At 39.7% G+C, this 24,408-nt stretch carries 22 protein-coding genes; 17 read left to right on the forward strand and 5 right to left on the reverse strand.

What is annotated here, in order from left to right; translation table 11 throughout:
* Positions 1-33 precede the first annotated feature (33 nt).
* From EL144_RS06075 to EL144_RS06115, 11 genes are all read left to right on the forward strand, one after another.
* Positions 34-300, forward strand: a complete 267-nt coding sequence (locus tag EL144_RS06075; RefSeq protein ID WP_005702555.1) for a PAAR domain-containing protein — start codon at positions 34-36, stop codon at positions 298-300.
* 71 nt (positions 301-371) lie between these two features.
* Positions 372-2,429, forward strand: a complete 2,058-nt coding sequence (locus EL144_RS06080) for a type VI secretion system Vgr family protein (protein WP_126379407.1) — start codon at positions 372-374, stop codon at positions 2,427-2,429.
* A gap of 169 nt (positions 2,430-2,598) precedes the next feature.
* On the forward strand, positions 2,599-3,936 hold the full coding sequence (locus EL144_RS06085) for a DUF4123 domain-containing protein (protein ID WP_050332916.1): 1,338 nt from the start codon (positions 2,599-2,601) through the stop codon (positions 3,934-3,936).
* Positions 3,937-3,952: 16 nt separating this feature from the next.
* Positions 3,953-4,747: a toxin VasX gene (locus tag EL144_RS11560; RefSeq protein WP_232010612.1), complete on the forward strand. Its 795-nt coding sequence runs from the start codon at positions 3,953-3,955 to the stop codon at positions 4,745-4,747.
* Complete coding sequence (locus tag EL144_RS11565; protein WP_232010613.1) at positions 4,690-6,759, forward strand: hypothetical protein; 2,070 nt, start codon at positions 4,690-4,692, stop codon at positions 6,757-6,759. The genes EL144_RS11560 and EL144_RS11565 overlap by 58 nt, the downstream gene beginning before the upstream one ends.
* Before the next feature lies 1 nt (position 6,760).
* Entirely contained in the window at positions 6,761-7,621 is an 861-nt protein-coding gene (locus EL144_RS06100) for a hypothetical protein (RefSeq protein WP_032995354.1), read from the forward strand.
* A gap of 147 nt (positions 7,622-7,768) precedes the next feature.
* Entirely contained in the window at positions 7,769-7,891 is a 123-nt protein-coding gene (locus tag EL144_RS11695; protein WP_005704704.1) for a hypothetical protein, read from the forward strand.
* Positions 7,892-8,758, forward strand: a complete 867-nt coding sequence (locus EL144_RS06105) for a hypothetical protein (RefSeq protein WP_032995353.1) — start codon at positions 7,892-7,894, stop codon at positions 8,756-8,758.
* A 184-nt stretch (positions 8,759-8,942) separates the two neighbouring features.
* Positions 8,943-9,077: a hypothetical protein gene (locus tag EL144_RS11700; RefSeq protein ID WP_269149051.1), complete on the forward strand. Its 135-nt coding sequence runs from the start codon at positions 8,943-8,945 to the stop codon at positions 9,075-9,077.
* Positions 9,077-9,946: a hypothetical protein gene (locus EL144_RS06110; protein ID WP_005704701.1), complete on the forward strand. Its 870-nt coding sequence runs from the start codon at positions 9,077-9,079 to the stop codon at positions 9,944-9,946. Before EL144_RS11700 ends, EL144_RS06110 begins: the two co-directional genes overlap by 1 nt.
* A gap of 122 nt (positions 9,947-10,068) precedes the next feature.
* Positions 10,069-10,938: a hypothetical protein gene (locus EL144_RS06115; protein WP_005704699.1), complete on the forward strand. Its 870-nt coding sequence runs from the start codon at positions 10,069-10,071 to the stop codon at positions 10,936-10,938.
* 233 nt (positions 10,939-11,171) lie between these two features.
* On the opposite strand, the gene EL144_RS06120 is transcribed toward EL144_RS06115, so the two are convergent.
* On the reverse strand, positions 11,172-13,853 hold the full coding sequence (locus EL144_RS06120) for a WG repeat-containing protein (RefSeq protein WP_005704697.1): 2,682 nt from the start codon (positions 13,851-13,853) through the stop codon (positions 11,172-11,174).
* Positions 13,854-13,988: 135 nt separating this feature from the next.
* Here EL144_RS06120 and EL144_RS06125 point away from each other — a divergent pair, with 135 nt between their 5' ends.
* The 5 genes from EL144_RS06125 to EL144_RS06150 all read left to right on the forward strand — a co-directional run bounded on the left by EL144_RS06125 (position 13,989) and on the right by EL144_RS06150 (position 18,338).
* Entirely contained in the window at positions 13,989-15,104 is a 1,116-nt protein-coding gene (locus EL144_RS06125) for a hypothetical protein (RefSeq protein WP_005704696.1), read from the forward strand.
* A 154-nt stretch (positions 15,105-15,258) separates the two neighbouring features.
* On the forward strand, positions 15,259-15,606 hold the full coding sequence (locus EL144_RS06130; RefSeq protein ID WP_005704695.1) for a hypothetical protein: 348 nt from the start codon (positions 15,259-15,261) through the stop codon (positions 15,604-15,606).
* A gap of 3 nt (positions 15,607-15,609) precedes the next feature.
* Positions 15,610-16,791 (forward strand): hypothetical protein, encoded by a 1,182-nt coding sequence (locus EL144_RS11350; protein ID WP_005704694.1) that lies wholly within the window; start codon positions 15,610-15,612, stop codon positions 16,789-16,791.
* 820 nt (positions 16,792-17,611) lie between these two features.
* Positions 17,612-18,043, forward strand: a complete 432-nt coding sequence (locus tag EL144_RS06145) for a hypothetical protein (RefSeq protein ID WP_032995352.1) — start codon at positions 17,612-17,614, stop codon at positions 18,041-18,043.
* Positions 18,033-18,338, forward strand: a complete 306-nt coding sequence (locus EL144_RS06150) for a hypothetical protein (protein WP_032995351.1) — start codon at positions 18,033-18,035, stop codon at positions 18,336-18,338. Before EL144_RS06145 ends, EL144_RS06150 begins: the two co-directional genes overlap by 11 nt.
* Before the next feature lie 217 nt (positions 18,339-18,555).
* On the opposite strand, the gene EL144_RS06155 is transcribed toward EL144_RS06150, so the two are convergent.
* Positions 18,556-20,214 (reverse strand): phospho-sugar mutase, encoded by a 1,659-nt coding sequence (locus EL144_RS06155; RefSeq protein WP_005704689.1) that lies wholly within the window; start codon positions 20,212-20,214, stop codon positions 18,556-18,558.
* A gap of 298 nt (positions 20,215-20,512) precedes the next feature.
* Between EL144_RS06155 and EL144_RS06160 the strand changes: the two genes are divergently transcribed.
* Complete coding sequence (locus EL144_RS06160; protein ID WP_005704688.1) at positions 20,513-21,196, forward strand: 2,3-diphosphoglycerate-dependent phosphoglycerate mutase; 684 nt, start codon at positions 20,513-20,515, stop codon at positions 21,194-21,196.
* 73 nt (positions 21,197-21,269) lie between these two features.
* Here EL144_RS06160 and EL144_RS06165 read toward each other — a convergent pair whose 3' ends face one another.
* The 3 genes from EL144_RS06165 to nikA form a co-directional block, all read right to left on the reverse strand.
* On the reverse strand, positions 21,270-21,764 hold the full coding sequence (locus tag EL144_RS06165; protein WP_005704687.1) for a YfbU family protein: 495 nt from the start codon (positions 21,762-21,764) through the stop codon (positions 21,270-21,272).
* Between the two features lie 13 nt (positions 21,765-21,777).
* Positions 21,778-22,518, reverse strand: a complete 741-nt coding sequence (locus EL144_RS06170) for an MlaA family lipoprotein (RefSeq protein WP_005704686.1) — start codon at positions 22,516-22,518, stop codon at positions 21,778-21,780.
* A gap of 120 nt (positions 22,519-22,638) precedes the next feature.
* Positions 22,639-24,204, reverse strand: coding sequence for a nickel ABC transporter substrate-binding protein (nikA, locus tag EL144_RS06175; RefSeq protein WP_032995350.1), 1,566 nt, complete (start codon positions 24,202-24,204; stop codon positions 22,639-22,641).
* Positions 24,205-24,408: the final 204 nt, after the last annotated feature.

Consider the following 24,408-nt stretch of genomic DNA (forward strand, 5'->3'; position numbering starts at 1 on the left):
TAATCAGCTTTATCAACAGTAAAAGGAATATTTATGTCACGCAAAATCATCTTAGTCGGAGACCGTACATCTCATGGTGGAGTCGTGTTACAAGGTTCTCATTCCATGGTGATCGGCGGTAAAAATGTGGCGTTAATAGGCGATATGGTTTCTTGCCCACAATGCAAAGGAAATTATCCCATTGCTGAAGGCTCTTCTAGAATGCGAGAAAATGGCCGTGGTGTTGCTTTAGAAGGAATGAAAACCGCCTGTGGAGCAGAGCTTATTGCCTCTCAATCTTCAGTTAGTGCAGATGAATAAGAACCGACACTAAAACAGCCTGCTTCTTATCATTTATTATTTATAACCCACTTATTTTCATAGGAATACCAATGGCAGTTCAATCCGATTATCGTTATAGTTTAACCGTAAATGGCTCAACCCAATTTGAAGTAGTGAGTTTTGTTGTAACCGAACACTTATCCGAATTATTTCGTGCAGAGCTTGAATTAGCAAGTTTCGATGATTCGCCAAAATTCTCCGATATCTTAGACCACCCCGCCACGTTAACCTTTTGGCAAGACAACGCTGCCGTACGACATCTCAACGGTATTGTGACCGGACTAAAACAAGGTGAAAGCGGTTTTTCCCGCACCCGTTATAGCATGGTGATTGAGCCGGCATTATCCCGTGCAGATTTACAAGCAGATTTACGTATTTTCCAACAACAGGACAGCCAAAAGATTATTGAAACGCTGTTAAGTAAAAATCAGGTCGCAAAACACCAATTTCATTTAAAAGACAGATACTGGACGCGTGAATACTGTGTGCAATATCGTGAAACCGACCTTGAGTTTATCAAACGCTTAGCGGCGGAAGAAGGCACTTATTATTATTTTGAACACACAAATGACGGGCACACGTTACATTTTTCCAATAGTACGGAATTGGCGGAGTTAAAAGGTGATTTGCTTTACAACGCGATGCCGTCAGGCGAGCGTCCACAAGCCGCGGTGTGGCGTTTTGCGTATGAAGAAAAGTTAAAGCCGACCCTGCAAACCTTGCGTGATTACACGTTTACCAATCCACGTTATAACCAAGAACATCAGTCCACCCATAACCGTGCCAACGTATTGGGTGAAAACCGTCATGGTCAGTATGAGCTATATGATTATCCGGGACGTTATAAACGTGATGCGCAAGGCAAACCTTTCAGCCAATACCGTTTGGAATATGAACAACGTGAAGCGGAAATGGCGATGGCAAACAGTGATGATTTACGTATCATCCCGGGCTATTGCTTTAGCTTAAGCGGTCATACACGCTCAAACTTCAACCAAGATTGGCTTGTTGTTGGAGTCGTTCATCGTGGTTGGCAAAGTGGCGTATTGGAAGAAGAGGCGGGGGCTGAGGGCAATCGTTACGAAAATGAAATGAAGCTGATACCGCATGGAAGACAATGGCGCCCGACACCACAACCCCGTCCTGTGGTCGATGGTCCTCAGGTGGCGCATGTTGTCGGTCCGGCAGATGAAGAAATCTATTGTGATGAATGGGGGCGGGTGAAGATTCAATTCCCTTGGGATAGATTGGGCAACAATGACGAACATAGTTCGTGTTGGGTGCGCGTTAGTCAAGGTTGGGCGGGCGCGCAATTTGGTGCCATGATGATACCGCGAATCGGGCATGAAGTGATTGTCGATTTCTTAGAAGGTGACCCGGACCAACCGATTATTACCGGTCGAACTTATCACAGCACCACCGAGCCGCCTTATAACCTTCCTGAACACAAAACGCGGATGACGATTAAGTCTAAGACGCATAAAGGTAATGGTTTTAATGAATTGCGTTTTGAGGATGAAAAAGACCGTGAAGAAATCTTTATTCATGCTGAGAAAGACCAAAACAATGTGGTGAATAATGATGAAACGACACAAATCGGGCATGACCGTACTGAGCAAGTTGGACACGATGAAACCATTAACATCGGTAACAACCGTACTGAAACAGTCGGACAAGATGAAAGCCTAACTGTTGGACGTGATCAAACTAATTTAGTCAACCGCAATCGTATGACCAAAATTGAGAAAGACGATATTTTAAATATCGGTAATCATTTGAGTGTTGATGTCGTTGCAGATACCAAAATCCATACAGGACGCGACTACAAACACCAAAGTAATGGAAATGCGTCTTTCAAAGTAGATTCGGAGATTAAACATCATAGTAAAACAGTGCAAATGACCGGTTCATCACTGTTTAAGGTCTTAGGAAAAGCCGGTACTATCATCATAGACGGAAGCGGCATCACTCTGAAGGGGAAAGTCACTGTAAAAGGTAATCTTTCCATTATCGGAGGGGCTCCGGAATCACCGAGAGTTTTGTCCTTTGCGGCAAATGGCGCTAAACCGATTTGTGAGGTTTGCGAAGCAATGAAAAACAAACAGTAAACGTATAGAAAAAGAGAGGTGGTTAATTAATCGCCTCTCTTTTATTCATAAGAACCTCAAAAATGTCGTTTACTCACAAAGAAGCCTCCTAACCGGACTGTTGGCAAAACCAATATTCAAAAAAACATCGCTAAATTTGACCGCACTTTTATATAGGAATATGCCTTGTATGACAGACCAACAACTTTGGGTGGGTTATTACCAGCTCACTTACCTTAATCAACCTAATACCCTTTATTTTGGTCACCTGATTGGTTTTGCCGAAAATCGCGATATTTTCCAACAAAGAATTGAAGACTATAAAACACATTATCAATGTAAACTGAGTAGCCAACTTGCCCCTTTACCTGCCACTACATGGTTTCAACGTCATGGCTATGAAGCCGCTGTTTGGGCAGCAGCACAACAATTAAAGGAACAAGAGCTTCGTTTTTTACTTGTACAACAAGAAACTCAACAAGGCACCCAATCTTATTTATCGCAAGAAAGTTTAACGATTTCGCCTCTGCAGTCAATATTTGAAACGCATTCATATCAACCGCCCTATTTGCCGGAGGCATTAGTCAATCATCCGTTTTTTGCGCAGCTAAATTCACAGGAGAATCCCAAAGAAGGTTTGGTTTATCCAAATCCCGATTTCATCCCGAATCCCGATAGCTATCGTTATTATACGGTTGTCGATGGGGTGAAATCTTTTATCTTGCCCCAGCTTTGTGAACGGGAAGGACAAACAGATTCTTTATATAAAGGCGATTTAAAAAATCGCATGGACACAAATGCACCTTATCTCACCCAGCTTACCGTCAATGATGAAGGCATCAGTGGGTGGTTTACCCAAATTTTATTTACACAAGCCGAACAGGAATGGTTCGGTTGTTGGGATATCAATCCGGCCATCTTTATTCGCACTAAGCATTCCTTTGAGGAAGTACATTATCATTTGCGTAAATTTATCCATCTCTATAAAGAAGAGACGGAGAAATGGTACTTTTTCCGATTCTACGACCCACAGGTATTGGTGGCTTATTTGCATCATATTGAATATGACCCAACGCGCTTAGCTGCATTTTTCGGGTTTCGCAATGGAGAATGTATCATTGAGTATTTTGCGGCAAGAATAGAAAATCGGTTTTATATTTTTAACTTGAAAGAGTTACCACCCGAGACACAACCAAGTGCGGTCGCTTTTGATAATGAAATGGAACGCTTTTTAGAAGAATACGACAAACGCCAATTACTTGAAAAGCTACAGACAGAAATTATCCCGGCCGAATTTCCGGAACAAAAAATTGCAGAGGCGGATATTGCTAAATATTTTAATCAGACTCTTGAATTAGGGTTTAAAATTGAAGGAAGTATAACCAATGTAGTGAAAACACTTTGTTATCTTTCTGGAGATTTGACGAAACTCAAAAGATATTGGCTTGAGCTTGAAAAAGAGTATGGCAATGACCTTACCGAAATTGAACTCGGTGAACTATTATGTGAAAAAATAAACCTTCGATGAATACTTAGGAATGACTATGTCAACAAAGAAAACCGATGGTCGTTTAGACCCCAATGCTAAGGCTGTAGGTCAGCCTCTTGCGTGTCAATTGGATATCGTGCCAATCTTCCCTGTGCGTTTTAGTATGAGTTCGGAAACGTTAAATAATGCAGCTAAAACAGGGTCTGTTCCACCAATGCCAACTGGAATTAGCGATAAGGAATATGATTTACGCCGTTTACGTCAAGGATATTTATATATTCTTGCCCACGCAAAACACGTGGAAAATGCGACTGACGAAAAGAAGCGTTGGCTAATTTTTGAATATACGGTAGCCAAAGATGACAGCAATGCCCCAAAGCTTAATGATTCCGGTGTTTCGCCTTATCACTTTACTCAATATGTCTGGACGGATGGTACGGCGCGTGGCGAATGGAAAAAATTGCCACGTTCCTTTCCTTATGCTTATGTTCATGCGCAAGTCGGTTCCATCGAATGTGCTTATAGTGAAGTGCGTTGGGCGCCGGAAATGTTTGAAGAATTAGAACGTGATCCGAAAAAACGGGAGCAAATCATGCAGAAAATTTCCCTAACCGGTGGCACGTCTGAGTTTATTTTCCCCGGTGCGTTACTGACGGAAAAAGTCGCAGATTTTAAGATAGAGAAACTGATTAATGATGCATTTGACAGCTACCGACGTGCAACCGGATTGGGTTATAACAAGCAACATCAAGTGTTTGATAGTTGTTCGGCTAAAAAACGGTGGTCATTGCCTTGTTTGATCGTATCGGCGACATTAAAGACGTATCGGCTTATCATCAGCGGATTTTAGCGAATAACCTGAAAGAATTTTCCAACATTCTTTATCCGGTCACCACCGCCAAGGCAATTGAACAGATAGAACAACATGTGTTTAAAAACCCCAACTGGTTTAAGCGCCTCATGAGTTCCGACCCGTTAGATAAAGGAATGCGAGAGCAAATAAAAATCTATGCGAAAAAGTCACCGCTAATGGCAGAACAAACCATGAAAAACTTGGCTGTGGCACAGTTTAACTTGCTTAATCAAGTTGGCAACGGAACCCCTCATGAGCATATGAAATTTTTAGACGGCCTTTGTAAAGCCAATAAACAACAATTGGAAAAATTAGCCTCTATTGCGGACTACGCCATGGCATTTTATGGCACAGCGATGGCGGGGTTTGGTGATACGCCAAAGGGTATGGAATATCAGAAAAATACGCTTGTTACAGGAAGCTCATGGGGTGACAGTTTATCGAATCTGCTTTCAGTCGGCGATAAGCTCACCCAAATCAGCAAAGAAGCGGCTAAAAAACTCACTGTAAAATCGCTGCGCTTTGAACTCATGATTGAATCGGTAATGGCTGCACAGATGTTACTGTGGAAAGAAGAGGTGAAAGAAGCCATTCCTTATTCACGTTTTTTAGCGGCAGCAGGGTTAAAATTGCAGATGATTTCCATGGATCATGTAAGCAGTCTGAATGTAGGAGCGGATATTGTAAATAAGCAAATGCATACTCTCATTCACAATGCCGATGAGCTCTTTAAAGGATTAAATGCAGCGCATTATCAAGCAGAATTAACCAAAGGCGTGCGAGCGGGCACATCCCATTATATTAATATGAACGTTCATGTGGTCGTAAAAAATGAATATAATCCGGCATTACGGGTGGTAAACATCACAGAATCGGTGGGAACATTCTTTGCCGGCGGTGCGTTAATCGTGAACTTACGTGAATGGGCAAAATATAAGGAAGACAATTCCGGTTCCTTATCAGCATGGTTTTTACATCCGGCTGTTCGTTTGGCGAATGATTTTGCCGCTTTGGTAGCAAGTTTTGAGCGAAGCAGAGGCTTTGGTACGAAGGCGTTGGGAACATTTTATAACCGTTTAGATAAAGCGGCGGTGAAACAAATTCAGGCATTGACCAGGTTTAAAGAACCGATTGGGATAAAAGCAGCAGCCGGTAGAGGGACACAAATCGCCAAGCACCTGACACTGCAAAATGCGGGGCGGTTTGCTAATGTCTTGGGCGTGGTTATCGCTTTGGCACAGGCACAGCAAGCTGTACGCACCGGCGACACCGCCGCGCGTAATTCGGCGATTTTGGCAGGCATAGCGGAAATCAGCTTCTTTATTTCCACCTTTGCTTACACCGGTGCGTTTGTGGGTATCGGGGTGGTGTTGGCAATCGGCTCGGTGCTGACTTCCTTGGTAGCGGATAATGAATTTGAGAAATGGGTGAGAACCGGGTTCTGGGGAAATTCGAGTGATTATTGGAAAGCCTCAAGGGACAATTTTTCTAGACGACTTACTCAAGCGGAGGTTTTAGCTTCTCCAGAAAGTAATCCTGAACAATTCAAGAAAATTAAGAATTTCTTTGAACAAGAAATGGATGGATTTTATAACCTGATCTGGGGTATCGGTATTGACACCACTTTGGCAAATCAGTATCAGTTAAAAGTTTATTGTCCAGTATTTAAGGATAGAAGCAGTGCGGATAAACTAACGGTAGAAATCAGTATTGAAGATTATAGCAATACAGATCCAATGTTGGGCGGAGGTGTGCCGGCACCGGTGTCGATACCGACTCATAAGGTTAGAAAGCAATTTTTATCCCAAGGTGAAATTTTGATTGATATGACACAGATTAATATGCTGAAAGGTTACCGTTATAGCAAAAATACGAAAGGAAGTAATATGCTGGATACTTTGACTGTCACTGTAAAACACCCTAAATTAGGTGAAAACGTGAGTACGCTTTGGCGCAAACATTTTGCAGATTACTTTGAAAGTCAGATTACTTACGTGGGGGGGAAATAAAATGTCTATGTTTAACTACACACCCGATGTAATTGCCCGTAACGTAAAACAACTGGGGGATGGCGTAATTGAAATCCGCCGTTATAACGACGGGCATATTAGGGCAGACCTCTCTTGGGTGTGGTTTTTGTGTTCGATAGGTTTTATACTTTACGACTATTTTACCACCCAAACCCTGTTTAGGGATGTGCAATGGGCTATCTCTGTCGATTGGGCACTAGAAGAAGGATGGCTAAGATATTTTGATATAGCTTCGTCCTTAGGAAAGAACATACCTTCAAATGAGTATGATTTATATAAGGCTGAAATGCTCGAAATGCACTGGTCAAGAATTTATTGGGGCTGGTTCTATATCCTTTTCCCGCTGTTCTGGTTCTTTATGGTCGCTTCGCCAAAATGGCGTCCTGTGCGGTTCGATACAAAAAGGCGTTTAGTGTACTTTTGGTCATGGGGGCAACTGTATATTATGCAATACCCCAAATCCGTACAACGAGATCGGGAACAGTTGCTCAGCTTTTTAAGTCCGGAATTTTTCACCCCGTGGATCCGCCCAAAACATTTCGGCAGTTTGGTGTTTAACATTCCGCATGAAAACCCTAATAAAAAATCCTCCCGCCGTGTGCCACTCGGCATTTATCGCCCGGCGTGCAAATATCAAAATCATGCCTTACTGAACTTTATTTTGGATTATTTAGGCAGCGAAAATCCGGACGAAGAATACGGCAAGTTCTTTAAAAAAGAAAAACGTATCACGAGTGACTACTTCAACTGGTTCTATCAATTTAGCCTCTTCCCACAAATCGGCTACAACGAAAAGAAAATTGAAGCAAGAATTCAGGCATGGCTGGATAAAAACCATTAAAAACACGGAAAAATCTCACCGTACTTGAGAGAACTAATGCTAAAGTGCGGTTGTTTTTTGAGAATGTTTTATAAATTATTGGCACGCGTTAGGAAATATACGTCAGCAAAGAGCTACCGTTATACAAAAAATACGAAAGGAAGTGATATGCTCAATACCTTAACTGTCACGATAAAACACCCGAAATTAGGCGAAGATGTTTCCACCTTGTGGCGTAAAACTCATGCTGATTATTTTGAAAGTCAAATAACTTATGTGGGAGCCAAGTAAATGTGCATATCCAACTATAATCCTGATGTGATTGCCCGCAATGTGAAACAGCTGGGCAATGGTGTCATTGAAGTCCGTCGCTATAACGACGGGTATATCCGTGCCGACCTTTCTTGGGTATGGTTTTTATGTACAATAGGTTTTATGCTTTATGACTACTTTACGACTCAAAGTATGATTAATGATATGAAATGGGCTATCTCGGTGGATTGGGGCTTAGAAAAAAGTTGGAATCAACATCTTTCTTTTTCTTGGTATGATAAAGCACCTCCACCTAATTACTATAATGAGTTTAAAGCCGAAATGCTTGAAATGCACAGTTCAAATATCTACTGGGGCTGGTTTTACATCCTTTTCCCGCTGTTTTGGTTCTTTATGGTGATCTCCCCGAAATGGCGTCCAGTGCGCTTTGATGCCAAACGGCGTTTAGTCTATTTTTGGTCGTGGGATCAGCTTTATATTATGCACTATCCTAAATCCGTACAACGAGATCGGGAACAGTTGCTCAGCTTTTTAAGCCCGGAATATTTTACCCCGTGGATCCGCCCAAAACACTTTGGCAGTTTGGTGTTTAACATTCCGCACGAAAACCCTGATAAAAAATCCGCCTGCCGCGTACCACTCGGCATTTACCGCCCGGCGTGCGAATATCAAAATCATGCCTTACTGAACTTTATTTTGGATTATTTAGGCAGCGAAAATCCCGATGAAGAATACGGCAAGTTCTTTAAAAAAGAAAAACGTATCACGAGTGACTACTTCAACTGGTTCTATCAATTTAGCCTCTTCCCACCAATCGGCTACAACGAAAAGAAAACCGAAGCCAAAATTCAAGCCTGGCTTGAAAAATATGGTGATGGGCAGTAAAAACATCTAGAAATCTAACCGCACTTTAGAGATAACACTTTAAAGTGCGGTTGTTTTTGGTGGTGTTTTTACCAGTCATCGACACGCGTTAGAAAACGCGCGCCAACGGTGCTATACCCAGGATCTTTCAAATGTCAATCTTTTAAAAGGCTATAAGCGAATTCGGGTGGTAGAAGGAAATGCCGTGCCGGATAAGAATAAAGATATCCTGATTGTTACCGTAAATTACCCAAAACTGGGAGAAAAAACCAAAACATTTTGGGATAAGATGTTTGCCGAGTATTTTGAAGGCAGTATTACTTTTGAGGGAATTAAGTAATGAGAGAAAAACAATACACACCGGATATGGTAGCACGCAATGTGAAACAACGGGGTAACGGCGTGATTGAAATTGCCCGTTACAATGAGGGGCACATGAAAGCCAATATGGCATGGCCGTGGTTCTTAATTGTGGCAGGTATGACCTTATATGATATTTATTTTCAACAAGGGATGTTTAACGATATTCAGTGGGCTATTTCCGTTGATTGGGCTTTGGAAGACTCTTGGAGATTAGTCAAGGGCGGAATGGAAGTATCTGGAATCCCCATAACTTCAGATGCATATCTAGAATTTAAGATGAGGATGTTAAATAAACACCCAGATGCCATATATTGGGGCTGGTTCTATATCCTTTTCCCACTTTTTTGGTTCTGCTTGCTGATTTCACCTAATTGGCGCCCGTTGCGTATTGATAGCAAACGTCGCTTAATTTATTTTTGGAGTTGGGGTAAGTTTTACATTGCACAATATCCGGTACATTTAAAAGATAATCCCGATGGTCTATGCTGGTTTTTAGAAGCTGAGATGTTTAAATCTTGGATGCACCGTGAAACCATGGGCAGTCTAATTTTGCATATTCCTTATGAAAATCCGGAAGTTCAAAAGAAAGTCGCCGTACCGATAGGCACATACCGCCCGGTATGCGAATATCAAAATTACCTATTGCGGGATTTTCTGTTGGATTACATGTGTAGTGACGATGGCGACAAAGAATATGCCCGTTACTTCAAGAAAGAAAAACGCATTTGGTTAGACTATTTGGGGTGGTTCTATCGTTTTAGTCTCTTTCCTGCACGGGGCCATAACGAAAAGAAAACCGAAGCCAAAATACAGGCCTGGCTTGAGAAATATGGCGATGGACAATAAAAACATCTAGAAATCTAACCGCACTTTAGAGAACTAATGCTAAAGTACGGTTGTTTTTAGCATGATTTTTTATAAACTAAGTACCTTATAAAAATATGTCATTTATAGAAGAACCAAGACCAATGAATACACCAAATTACACACCGGATATGGTGGCACGTAATGTGAAACAACGGGGTAATGGGGTGATTGAAATTGCCCGTTATAATTTTGGACATATGAAAGCTAATATGGCTTGGGTATGGTTTTTAGGTGTAATGGGTATAACTATCTATGATTTTTTTACCACACAAGAAATATTAGGTCCCATAAAATGGGCAATTTCTATTGATTGGGGGCTGGAAGATAATTGGCAATTTTATACATCAAGTTTATTAGCGCAAGGCAAAGAAATTCCAAATGGCGAGTATGATACTTTTAGAAATGAAATGCTAGAAATGCACTCAGATATTATATACTGGGGCTGGTTCTATATCCTTTTCCCACTTTTCTGGTTCTGCTTGCTGATTTCACCTAATTGGCGCCCGTTGCGCATTGATAGCAAACGTCGCTTAATTTATTTTTGGAGCTGGGGTAAGTTTTACATTGCACAATATCCGATACATTTAAAAGATAATCCCGATGGCCTATGCTGGTTTTTAGAAGCGGAAATGTTTAAATCTTGGATGCACCGTGAAGCCATGGGCAGCTTGATTCTCCATATTCCTCATGAAAATCCGGAAAATCAAAAGAAAGTCGCCGTGCCGATAGGCACATACCGCCCGGTATGCGAATATCAAAATTACCTATTGCGGGATTTTCTGTTGGACTATATGTGTAGTGATGATGGCGACAAAGAATATGCCCGTTACTTCAAGAAAGAGAAACGCATTTGGTTGGACTATTTTGGGTGGTTCTATCGCTTTAGCCTCTTTCCCGCACGGGGCTATAACGAAAAGAAAACCGAAGCCAAAATACAGGCCTGGCTTGAAAAATATGGTGATGGGCAGTAAAACATCTAGAAATCTAACCGCACTTTAGAGATAACGCTTTAAAGTGCTCTACTCCCCAAAACTTGGACAGATAACCAAACCGAAAGTCGAGCGTCTATGGGTTTCAAAGGCAATAATCTCCTGGTTGACTTAGCTCATCATCAGCAAGAGATATAGCTTCTCCGCACCTCCCCGAAATTCGGTCACCCACTTTTCATTAAGCTTTGTCGCAGTAAAATTGTGCGTTAATAAATTCAGTACCACATTGATCTTATATCTTCAAAAAGCCAAGTCGTATAATATTGCATATAATTCTGACCATCATAATGATAATAGGTGTAAGGTTGTCCTATATTGGCTTGATAAAAATTATTATATTTTTGTTTCAATAGGATATAAGTTTTATTCATTTCCCATTCAGCAGTATCAGTCGGTGACTTATAATTTTTCTCTAAAGAGATTAATCTAGTTCCCAAATTTTCATCACTATTACTTGCTTCAATGACAAATTTCTTATATTCCTCTTGATATTGCACTCGCATAAAATTATAAGCTAAGAACTGATCTGCCAAATATTTTACCTCAGGGTCAGTAATCTTTAAATCTTCAATTTCATTTTTCATTCTTTTTAAATGATCAATATAATCATCAAATAAAACGATTAAAGGTGATGTATCATCACCTAAATAAAACTCTGTAAGTTTATTTTTTAATTGAGCACTTTTTTGTAGGTTAGTAGACTCTACTTGATAAAAATAATTAACCAGTTTTTTATAATCTTTCTTTCCTGAAGCTAGGATGTTTTCACTAATAGCAATCGGCTCGGTTGGAACTATGCCATATTGTTCTTGATTATCATGTTGGCGTTGTGCATATATTACAGAATCATGACCATCTCGGTTCACAATAATGTTTCGATCGTGATAAATATTGGTAAAGTCATTTTGTTCTATACGAAAATTCTCGCTGGGAAAAATGCTGCTAATAATTTGTTTATTTTCAACTACATCCCATACTCCCCAAAGTTCATTTTTCTTCACAGAAAAGAATCGACTTTCCCCCTTTTCTGATTCTCCCAAATAATCACCATTATTTAAAGAATAGACCCTGCCATAATCAATCGGAATAATAATCTCCCCTTTCAGATTAATCATGCCAGATTTCTTATCTATACGAACTAAATACTGATTAGTATTATGCATTGCGAGATCATCATATTGCGCCGCAATAATCACTTCACCAGTTGGGGCGATGATCCCCCATTTATCTTTTTGTTTGAACCGAAATACCTGATATTGCTCAACAAAATCCAAGTCCTGATACTCAAAAGGTAATACTGCCTGCCCAGCATAATCAATAATTCCTACCATTCCGTCTTGTTTGGCAATAATTGCTCCGTTCGGGAAGAATTCTTTTAATTTATCATTATTGAGCATTTTTATTTTATTACTTTCATAGGTAAAGTCTGTTATTGGTTTACCCGTGAGTGAGAATAATGCTATTTTTTCCCCTTTAGTTGCTATCATAATTGGGGCAAAATAATCATCATAGAGGTCTTTATAGATAGGCTCAAAAATCACTTTTCCTGCAACACTATATATTCCGTGCAGATTGTCAAACGTGGTAACATTAATTTCATCATATGAATTATAAGATATACTCTGGAACTTTGCGGGAATAAGTTCTTTCAAATCACTATTTAACATCCCCAAATTATCAATAAGACGGGTTTCAATTAACGTCGAATGATTTTGAGTTTTTATAGCATCGAACTCAGTATATTTATAATCCAACACTATATTTCCATTAAGATCAATCAATGCACTCTCATAGTTTTCAAAAGATGACAAATTTTTTCCTTTAGAAATTTGAATGTATTGATCTTCAATAAATTTTACCTTAAGTAGATGATCAAAAAGTTTCTTACCTGATTTTGTCCATATAGAATATTGTTTATTCTTATCATTAATTACAGACATGACTTGACTATCTTTTGATAATCCATCGACAACTTGATAGCCCTTCGGCAGTACAATTAATTTTCCATCCAATGAGTAAAATTGCCGCTCTTCGCTTTTCCAACGTCCTGCAATAAGAAGTCCACCATCTAATGAAAACTCATTTTCTGAAATAACTGGAATAATCTCACGATTATTTTTCACTATGCCATATTTTTGGTCTTTCTGAACTTGAATATAACCTTCATCAAGGAGAGAATATTGATCATATAACTCTGCATCTAATACAATTTCACCTCGTTGATTAACTACAACACGAGATATTACCTCATCGGTTTTGAGATCGCGTTCGATTAATTCAACATACCCTTTACCCACATAGCCTGCCTCTTGATATTTAAAGGGTACAACAACTTCCTTTGTTTCAATATTAATTGCTCCCCAGTTAGCCTGTACATCTAAAAAATAAACAACGGGATAAAAATAATTTACTTCCGGCTTTGATGAAATATTAAGATAGTGACGTACCAGGTCTGGTAAGGCATTTTCTGAATAATATAAGTAAGAACTATAATTAGGCACCGTATGAAGAATACCCATATCTTTATATTTCGGCTCAATCACTACCTGACCTTGGTTATCTAATATCCCAATATGATTATTTTTTATCCCATACCAATACCCTTTTTCATAAGGCTCTAACTGACTATAGTTTGTACCATAGGCTTTGCGATACAGTTGATTTTCGATATCCGCCAGTTTGGAAATCAAAGGATTTCTGCATTCTTCAATGAGTTTCTTTTGTTGAGAGATCCTAGGTGCTTGCAACTGATGACACTGTTCAAACTGAGTGAGTACATCGGCTTTTTGTTGATCCAGTGAGGGTTCTGCTGTGGTATTCGAATTGGAGTTTGTGTCACAGGCAACAAGACAAAAGCAAAAGAGCGGGAGAGATAATTTAGTAATGGTATGTTTCATGTTAATATTTAAAGAAGATATAAACAGTTTGAATTTATCATAATAGACAACTACTTAAGGAAAAATTTACACATTTTTAACCGCACTTTTATACGGCAGTGATAAACTTAACGCATTACTTTTTGAGGAAAATGGATGAAACCCGCTTATACCGAAAAACTTTTAGCCCGTCATGTGAGATTTTTAAATCCTGATCTGATCGAGATCCATCGTCCCATGATGCAGATATGGCGACTTATAATTATTGCCATTGGTTTGTTGTTGGCTTTTATCGGTTGGGTAAAACACGCTGATACAATATATACACGTGATGATACTTTTGTGACTTATGTGAAGTGGTTTATTCAACCTTCTACCGAAAGGCACAAGGCATACCTACAATATGCTGAAGAACAAATAAAAGAAAACCAAGCGCTTGAAGCCCAACTTAAGGAATTAGCAAAAGGCTCAACATTACCGACTAGTTTCATTGAATTTAGAAAACATCACGCCGATCTTGATTATTTCAGCGCCCAAACAAAATGGAATAATTATTTAGAATTACAACAAAAATTAGCAAAAAATTCTGTTCAATCAGAACAAGAATACTATCAATCTTACGAACGTTATACCTTTGAAGTCAAACGTAAGGTTGCCCTTAGTCTTATTGGTTTCCCACTTGCTGCATTCTTTATTAGCTTACTTTTACCTAACCAACGACTTATTCGCATTGATCGACGTCGTCGCATGATTTATGTTAAAGACGACCAATTTTATATTCATCAACTACCAGAATGGACCGTGTATGATGATATAGAACAAGTCAATTTACCTTTATTCTTATCACACGAAGGGCTACATTTCGTTTTACCAGATTCAAAAATGAAGGAATTATATCTAGTTAAAGTCGGCCGTCTAGGCTTGATAAATATACAAGGATTACAAATGTTTATTCAGGATTTCCTTTCTGGCAAGTATATCCATTTTGCTCATACTCCCCCAACTAAATCATGGAATATACTTGATCTTTTATTAGGGAAAGCTTTTTATTCTGATAAATATACGTCGGAAGAAATTGAAAAAGCGATAGAAAATTATCAAAAAAATTGGGTAAATTTATCTTTTGAAGAACAAAAAGTGCGAGCTGAAAAGCTTTATCAAGATATGCAAGAAAAGCTCCAAAACAAAATGAGCAATCTCAAAATAATACTGGGTATCATTATGTTAATTTATGCGATTTTCCATTTGCTCCGAGCATTTAGGCTTGCGTAGAGCTGAAAGACTTGCTTTATCGCTTAATTTGGGTCATTACGGTAAGTCTTCAGGTAAATATGATTTATTAAATTAATTGATAAAAGTGCGGTTAAAATTTTAAGTGTTTTGGTAGAGCAAAAAACACCTAGAAAAATAACCGCACTTTTTTTAAATGAACAGCAAAATCAGTCAAGGCTATTATCGTATTAGCTGTGCCGAATTTAGACACACGGAACCGACAACACAGAATCTGGTGATTAACCTGTTTCAATGGGGTTCTTCTCAAGCGCAGCCTATTAAGCGGTTTTATGCCGGAGCTTCCGGTGATGTCACCTTCTATCTTGCCGAGAATAATATTCATATAAAAGACGTTCGTATTATTGCGAAGTTTACGGATAAAGAAGGTGGTACTTTTGATGATGTTTATCTCAGCGAAGAGTTTCAAGCTAAAACGAAGGAAATTCAACAGAAAGGACAGGCTGCAATGGAAGCGGCAATAAATGATGGCTATTCGGAGTAAGTGATGCAAAATGAGTTAACGAAAAAAGAGCAACGTTTAATGCGTCATTGGTTTAAAAAAACCAGTGAAAATACCATTGAGTTAAAGGAAAAGCGTTGGGCGGCAGTGAAAATTGTCTTAATTATATTTACAGTAATTGCTGTTTATTATGATTTTATTGATCCTCGTTACCAAAATATGACTTGGAGAGAGTTACAGTATAGTTTTCAACCCATGCAGGCCTTTGAAAAAAGTTGGGAGTTTTACCAGGATTACGATAATCCTAATATAACCAAAGCAGGTCAAAGCAAAGAAGATTTTATGAAGGAAAATTGGGATGAATACCTGAGTGGATATGCCTGGATTGGCTATTTTATTGCAGGGAAATATGTTCTTTTTCTTATCTACTGCCTTTGGCCAACCAAACGCCGAGTGCGTTTTGACCGCAAGCGCGGGATTATTTATACCTACGTTAATAACAAGTTTTATTTAACGGAGGTAAATAAATTGATGCGTCCCTTGCCTGAATATTTTGCATTTGTTGGTGGTGCGATATTTTTCTGGGTTCATCCATATCAACAAGCAAAACACTTTGCTAATTTTAGACGAGGCTCACAAATGATAGTCTCGGATTACACCATGTGGCTACCGATGCTTGCTATCATGCTTGGTATGGTATTCCCCGGGATGTATCAGCGCAGTAAAGGGGCTGTGCTTAAACGCTTTTTAGTGGACTTTATGAATCCTAATACTCCACCGGAACGCATCGCAAGCATGATGAAAGCACTGGAAACCCGCCCCGGTATTTTTGAATGTTTGGGGAAAGTTTTATTCGGTTGGATAGATGGCGGTTTATATTGCCGTAAATTGCCGAAAGACGAGGTGTTAGAAAAAGAGATTGAAAAATACTTTGCCGAACAGGCACCTCATATTACAGCCCTCCCCTCTTTTTCAATGGGAACCTATGAAGAAGGAATGGAGTTGAAATGGAAATTCAAGAATATGAAGATTATTTCGGTAGAAGATAATATCAAGGCCGGTTATGGCGTAATGCCCTGCCCAAACTTATATGACTACCCGATTCGTTCATTACATTACAACCGATTTGGGATTGCTTGGGGAAATGAGGCTGGAGATGTAGAACAGTTTCCGAAACCACTGGGCAAATGGAAAAGTCGGAAACTGAAATTAAAGAATAAGAAATAATCATATACCATCTAAAAGTGCGGTTGTTTTTAGTGGTGTTTTTACAGCATGATAAAGCTAACCGAAGTCACAATATTAGCAAAAATCTATCTTCAATTACTTTTAGCATTTAATCAAAGATTGATTGTAATCTTTCTAAGATACATATATTAATTAATCATATATCAATAATAAGAATCAAAATGTAAAAATATGAACTAGAAGGCGAGCTACCTTACCTTTTACACGAAGCAATTAATTTTGTTGAGGATGATGTTATTGAGGTTAGACGAGGATGGGTTGATGATATAAAACCATCTATTTGGGCTGGTGTGATTCTAATGTTATTAATCGCCGGCTTCAATTGTCTTTTATATTTGTTTGATAGTGAGAGATACAGATCTTTTTCATATTCTGATTTATATATATTTTTCCATTTTTTATATTGGCAAACATACCAAAAGCCAGACCAATACGTATTGCTCGAAAAAGAAGATTAATTTATTTCTCATATTTTGGGAAATTCTATATTTATCGTTACCCAAAAGGAGAAATAGGTTCATCTTATTTACCCTTTTATAATAAAACAATAGAGCGGAGCATAAAGACTGCTGCTTATTACTTCCCTATGCTGTATGTAAATATACCAAACAAGGATAAAAATAGTGAAGAATTCAAAAGAGTTAGATTAGGCGGAGAAAAATTAGACACACCTTCAGACACGGTTGAATGCTCACACTATATTTTCAATTAATTCTGTCAAAGAACTAAACTTACTGCTGTAATATTTATTTTATATGTTATAACTCCGTCGCCCAAATCATTATTATCAGAGGATTACATGGAAACATTATTAGAAAAACATTTTTATAGAACATCATCAATAAAAATTAATGCATGGTTAGTTATGCTGAGTGGGTTATTTTTGATCATCTTCGGATTTTCGATGGACGCCATGTTCTTATTTTTTGGCATACTGAACCTTATTCTAGGTATTTTATTAATAAACGCAGTCGACAAACCTATTATTTCACTAATGAATAATCATATTGAAATAAAATTAGCACCACTTAGCGCAACTCAGTATATAAAAAATAGTGATATTAAATCTATTGAGAATCAAAAAGATAAGAAATTAGTCTTTCATCTTACAACAAACAAGAAAGTTTCTTTTCCAATTAACCTTGTACAAAAAGACACTCGAAACGAACTTATCACACGATTAATATCGATGAATAATAAATTTCAAAAGGAACAAAACAGTGGAATCTAAAATTAAATTACATAACGCTGTATGGGCAAGTTTAATCATTAATCTTATTCTAAATATTTTTGCCTGGAAGGACTATTCTAATTATTTTGATAATAATATTCTCATCTCACTTGTTGTTGTGCCTTGGATTGTAGGAATAATCTCTTCTATTGCGTTTATTTATACGCAGAAAAAGTGGGCATTAGTTGTTCTACTGATCAGTTTCATTCCTTTTATTCCTGCCGGTTTATTGGGCATTTGGGGTGTAACAAAAACAATGTCTGCCTTAAATAAGAAAATCGCAGGTATTGATTAGACTTTATTTTTTTCTGATGTGTGTTTCTTTAATCTTATCAGTGGCCTATAAAAACACACATAAAATTAGCTGCACTTTACTCCTCCCAAGTAAAAGAAATCCAATGAGATTGCATTGCCGTTTTAATCTTACAGTGATAGCTAAAACAGTATCTCAACTTAATAAAAAACGGTAGGCGATTAACCTACCGTTTTTTTATTTTATGGAAACTAATTCATTAACACGCCTGTTTCCCATAAGCCTCTTGGCGTAGAAGAGAACGAACGGCACTGTCAAAGTTAGCCAGGACTTGTTCTGCATCTTTAGCATCAGTACCACGGGAATCGAGGTAGAACTTGATTTTCGGTTCAGTACCGGATGGGCGGGCGATGAGGCGACTGCCGTTTTCTAAAATAAAGACAAGAATGTCATTTTGACGTTCGGTTTTGGTGTGGTCAATAAATTGTGCCACTTTGAAACCGCCGATTTCGCTTGGTGGGTTGTTGCGAAGTGCGGTCATTAATTTGCCTATTTCAGAAAGATCGCTAACGCGAATAGAAATTTGTCCGCTCACATAAGCACCGAATTCTTTTGTGAATTCATCAGCGTAATCTGCCAACGTTTTGCCTTGTTTTTTCAAGCTACGGACTAAATCCAAGAACACAATAGCAGCAGAAATACCGTCTTTATCGCGCACTTTGTCCGGGTCAACTAAATAACCCAAGGCTTCTTCAAAGCCGAATAACAAGCCTTGCACTTTGCCGATATATTTGAAGCCGGTTAAGGTTTCTTCAGAATCAAATCCATAACGTTTGGCAATTTCAGCCAAGGCCGGAGAAGACACTAAAGAGCAGGCTAAGACGCCTTTTTTGCCTTGTGCTTGATATTGTTTTGCTAAATACCAGCCCAAGAAACAACCAACCACGTTGCCGTGTAATGGTTTCCAATTGCCTTGTGCGTCAGGCACGGCAACCGCTAAACGGTCGGCATCCGGGTCATTGGCAATGATGAATTCGGCATTCTTTTCTTTTGCCACTTGAATTGCCAAATCTAATGCGCCTTTTTCTTCCGGATTCGGGAAGTTCACAGTTGGGAAGGTGCCGTCCGGCCAAACTTGCTCAGCTACAACATGTGGTTGTGGCAAACCAGCTTTGGTTAACGTTTTACTTAATACTTCATAGCCTACGCCGTGCATGGCGGTATAGACGTAGTTAATGTCAGTTTGCGGCTCTTTGGCGAGTGAGGCTGTTTTCGCAATGTAAGCATCAACGATGGTGTCGTCCAACACAATATAATCTTGGCTACGCGGTAAGTTGTTAATACTACCGGCGGCAACCTTGTCGATTAATGCGGCAATGTCTTTATCGGCAGGAGAAACGATTTGTCCGCCACCGTTGGCTTTGCCTAAATAGACTTTATAGCCATTATCTTCCGGCGGGTTATGGCTGGCGGTAACCATGACACCTGCCGTGGTGTCAAAATATTGAATGGCATAAGCCAATACCGGAGTCGGCAGTTTGCGAGGCAATAAATAGGCTTTAATACCGGCACCTGCCATGATTTCAGCGGTGTCGCGAGCGAAAACATCGGAATTTTTACGACCGTCGTAACCAATCACAATAGAAGGTTGTTTGTCATAATCTTTTAAATAATCTGCCAAACCGCCCGCCGCTTGTGCGACCAATACGCGATTCATGCCCATGGAGCCCGCTTGCAGAGGACCACGCAAACCGGCGGTACCGAATTGCAAACGTCCGTCAAAACGCGCAGCAAGTTCGGCTTCAGCTTTTGTATCGCCACCTTTCGCCGCAGTTAAAAGTGCGGTCAATTCTGCGTGTGTTTCAGCGTCCGGATCTTGGTTTAACCAATTTTGTGCAATATCAAAAAGTGTTGTCATAATGTCCTCCTTCTAGAAAAATAAAACACCAAAAACTCTCCCTAGCCTATCTAAAAAACACTGAAATTAAAATGTTTATTTCAGATTAATTTGCAACAATTTGATCTATTTCACAGTTCTCCCAAAGGCAATCGATTGCTCATAAAAATAGCCAATCACCAAACAATGACAAACACCAATCGCATGAGCCATTTTTAAGCCCAAGTGCGGTGGAAATTAACAGAGTTTTCCCTTTCAAAAAAAGCGTTTTTTTGCTATAAATGACGTAGTTTTTTTAATTAATCTTAGGAGATCTATCATGGAATTAGTTTTTATTCGTCACGGCTTCAGTGAATGGAATGCAAAAAACTTATTTACCGGCTGGCGTGATGTAAATTTAACCGAACGCGGTGTGGAAGAAGCGAAAGCGGCAGGCAAAAAATTATTGGATGCCGGCTTTGAATTCGACATTGCTTTCACTTCCGTTTTAACCCGCGCGATCAAAACCTGTAACATCGTGTTGGAAGAATCCCACCAATTATGGATTCCGCAAGTGAAAAACTGGCGTTTGAACGAACGTCACTACGGTGAATTACAAGGTTTAGACAAAAAAGCTACCGCCGAAAAATACGGTGACGAACAAGTTCATATTTGGCGCCGTTCTTATGACACCTTACCACCATTATTAGATCCGAAAGACCCAAATTCCGCTCACAATGACCGTCGCTACGCACACTTACCGGACGATGTCATTCCGGATGGTGAAAACTTAAAAGTCACCTTAGAACGCGTACTTCCATTCTGGGATGACCAAATCGCCCCTGCATTATTAAGCGGAAAACGTATTTTAGTGGTCGCGCACGGTAACTCTCTACGCGCCTTGGCAAAACACATTGAGGGCATTTCCGATGCAGATATCATGGATTTAGAAATCCCAACCGGTCAGCCGTTGGTTTACAAATTAGACGACAACCTAAAAGTGGTTGAGAAATTCTATTTGTAATCGTTACCCATTCACTATAAAAAAACACCGCACTTTGAAACCTAAAGTGCGGTGATTTTTTTTTAACGTTTTCTTAAGCGTTCAGGATATTTTGAATTTCTACCATACTTAAATGATATTCATGTGGGCAGGCTTTCCAGGCTTCCAACATACGGGAATATTTATCCCACATTGGGGTTTGGGAATCACAACCGTGTTCGCAACGCATGAATTCTTGATATTGTCCTTCCACGCCGGTGATAAAGCGAAGATAGCTGAGAAATTTTTTCTCACGTATGGCGCAATAACCCACAAACTGCAAGCGGTGCTCGCTTAAATCAGATTTATCTTCCAGATTGTTGTAAGAAATTTGCAACGCCTTGTACATTTCTAACGTGTTTAATACAGTGCGACATTCTTCTTCTGACATGGCAGAAAACTCGCTGTCCAGTTCGCGCAATTCCAAAGCAAAGCCACCTTTGACGATGATTTCCAAACGTTGATATTTAGCTGCATTATTCGGGTCCAATAACCCCATTAATTTATATTGGTTGGCTAAAATTAAGCGTTGTGTGGATGACATTTCCATAATCTATCTCCTGTTAATCAATTTGATTGAGTATATCGTCTGATAACGCCTGCTCCGCTTTTTTCTCTTTATTGCCAATGCGTTGTTCCAGGTTTTGGAAATAGGCTTCACGGAAAGTGACATACGGATCTTGTGCTTGATCAAGCAGCGCTTCTTTATCTATTAATTTTGCGCGGGTATCTATGCCTTGCAGGCCGGACTTTAAAAAACTCCAAGGACCTAACAGGGAAAGCATCGGATAGGTCGTGTCGGCCAAATTGCCAATATCCTGACGCGGTGTCGCAGCACCGTATAACGGAAGCATCACATAAGGCCCGGTGCCGACACCATAACTGCCCAATGTGTCGCCAAAGCGATTATCGCCTTGTTTTTTCAGCGGATCACTGTAACTTGCCACATCAATTAAACCGCCCAAACCGAAGATAGTATTAATCCAAAAGCGGTTGAAATGGACTAACGCCTGTTTAAATTCGCCTTGCACTAAGCGGTTAGCAAAACTGGCTGGCTCATCCAAATTGTCAGCCACATTAATGATCCCCGTACGTACTGGGCTTGGCACATACTCTTTCCAGCCTTTGGCCAACGGTTTCAATATATAAGGATCGGCAACCTTATAGTTGAAATCCCACATTTTACGGTTGAACCCTTCCAAGGCATCTTTACGCTCACCGGTTTCCGGATCGATGGTTGATGAGCAACCAGTTAACACCACGGAACCCAATAATAACGTGGCTAATAGTTTCTGTGTCTGCATAATTACACTCAAGCTGATGAAAGATGAGGCCATTTTAAACAACTTAACCTCTAACTACAAAAATTTTCTAAAAATCGACCACACTTTAGCATAGTCGGAGTAAAGAACGGAACTTCTTCATTATTTTGACGAGAAGTACATCCGCTCAAAAGGAATCTCATATTGTGATTGATTAAATCCTACGCCCTTCAATTCATTGGAAAACACGGCTTTGGTACGGGCATAGGTCAACGGAATATATACCGCTTGCTCCGCCAAGGTTTTCCACAAATTCACATAGAGTTTTTTACGTAAGGTTTCATCAGGCGTAATCAATAATTCACCAATAATCAAATTGATTTCCGGTTTATTTCTCAAGCCCTTTTGAGCTTGATAATCTGCATGCGTCGGAACACGGAAAGACGAAATATAAGATGCGGGATCATAAGGCTTACCCCAAGAAAGGGAATATTGCAAATCGAAATCACCGCTCTTTTGGCGATCCAAATAGGCTTGTTTTTCTTCGCCTAAAATACGTAATTCCACACCGATTTCTTTAAAATCCGCCTGTAACAGTTCGGCAATTTCTTTTTCTCCCGCATTGTTAATATTATAGGAAAGCAACAAGGACAACGGTTTGCCCTGTTTTTCCCGAATAGCTTTGCCAGCAGTTAATTTCCAACCGGCAAAATCCAATAATTGGCGGGCTTTCGCCACATCATAATCATATACTTTCACATCCACATCGCTATAAGGCACATTTTTTGCCATCAAGGTTTGTGCCACGCTTTCCGAATTAGCAAACACACCTTGCGCAATACCTTGTTTATTCACGGCCGATTCCAATGCCTCACGCACGGCTAAATCACCGGTAATTTCACGACCACTATTCAACACAATGGAACGGGTAGAAGTGGGCTCACTTAATAAGGTAGAAACGGTTTTAGACGATTTCAGTTTATCAAAAGCATCCATACTCACCATGTCGCCATCAGCACCGAAAATCAGTTGAATATCGCCTTTTTGTAAGGCTAGCAACATCGCTTGACGATCCGGAATCACATTCCATACTACGGCATTTAACTTCGGTTTTTTGCTCCAATAATTCGGATTTGCCGTGAAACGGGCATATTGTTCAGGTTCATGTTCCTCCAACACCCACGGGCCAGTGCCCACATAGCCCTGTACGCCATCTTTGGTTTTGCCAGCAATGAAAGCACGTGGAGAGATAAAGCGGAACGGACGGGTGAAACTGAGCTCCGTTAGCGTTGGGTAATAGGCGTTTTTCAATTTCAGTTCAATCGTGTAATCATCGATCACGCGTACACTGTCAATTTGTTGTACCAATTCAAGCCAACCGTGGCGGGTATAATTGTCCAACACCGCATCAATATTCAATTTCACCGCCTGCGCGTTAAACGGTTCTCCATCGCTAAAAGTCACATCTGTACGTAGCTTAAAAATATAGGTTTTACCGTCGGGAGAAATGCTCCAACGCTCGGCTAAATGAGGCTGGGGGCCAAACTCAGTATTTAACACTAACGGTTCAAACACCATATTTTGCGCTGCCATTTCGCCACTGTACAAATGCGGGTTAATGTCACGAATATCTTTAGTGCTAGCATAGTCCAACTCGTTATTTTGCATATTCGCCCAACCGGGAAACGCGACCAAAAGTGCGGTCAAAAAATAAAGCGTTTTTTTCATAAATTTCTCCTGTACGCGCAACGCTTATTTGTATGCCATCAACATAAACATAGGGGTAGAGTAATAATTGATTTTTTCTTCATCATTCTATAATCGTTCGCCAATTTGCGGCCCCCCACAACCTGGGGACAAAGCAGTTCACGCAAGGTTTACATATCCCCTTGCCATGATTGCTGCGGCATACTCGACATCGCATCAATAAAC

The sequence above is a fragment of the Aggregatibacter aphrophilus ATCC 33389 genome (assembly GCF_900636915.1).
Taxonomy (GTDB): Bacteria; Pseudomonadota; Gammaproteobacteria; order Enterobacterales; family Pasteurellaceae; genus Aggregatibacter; species Aggregatibacter aphrophilus.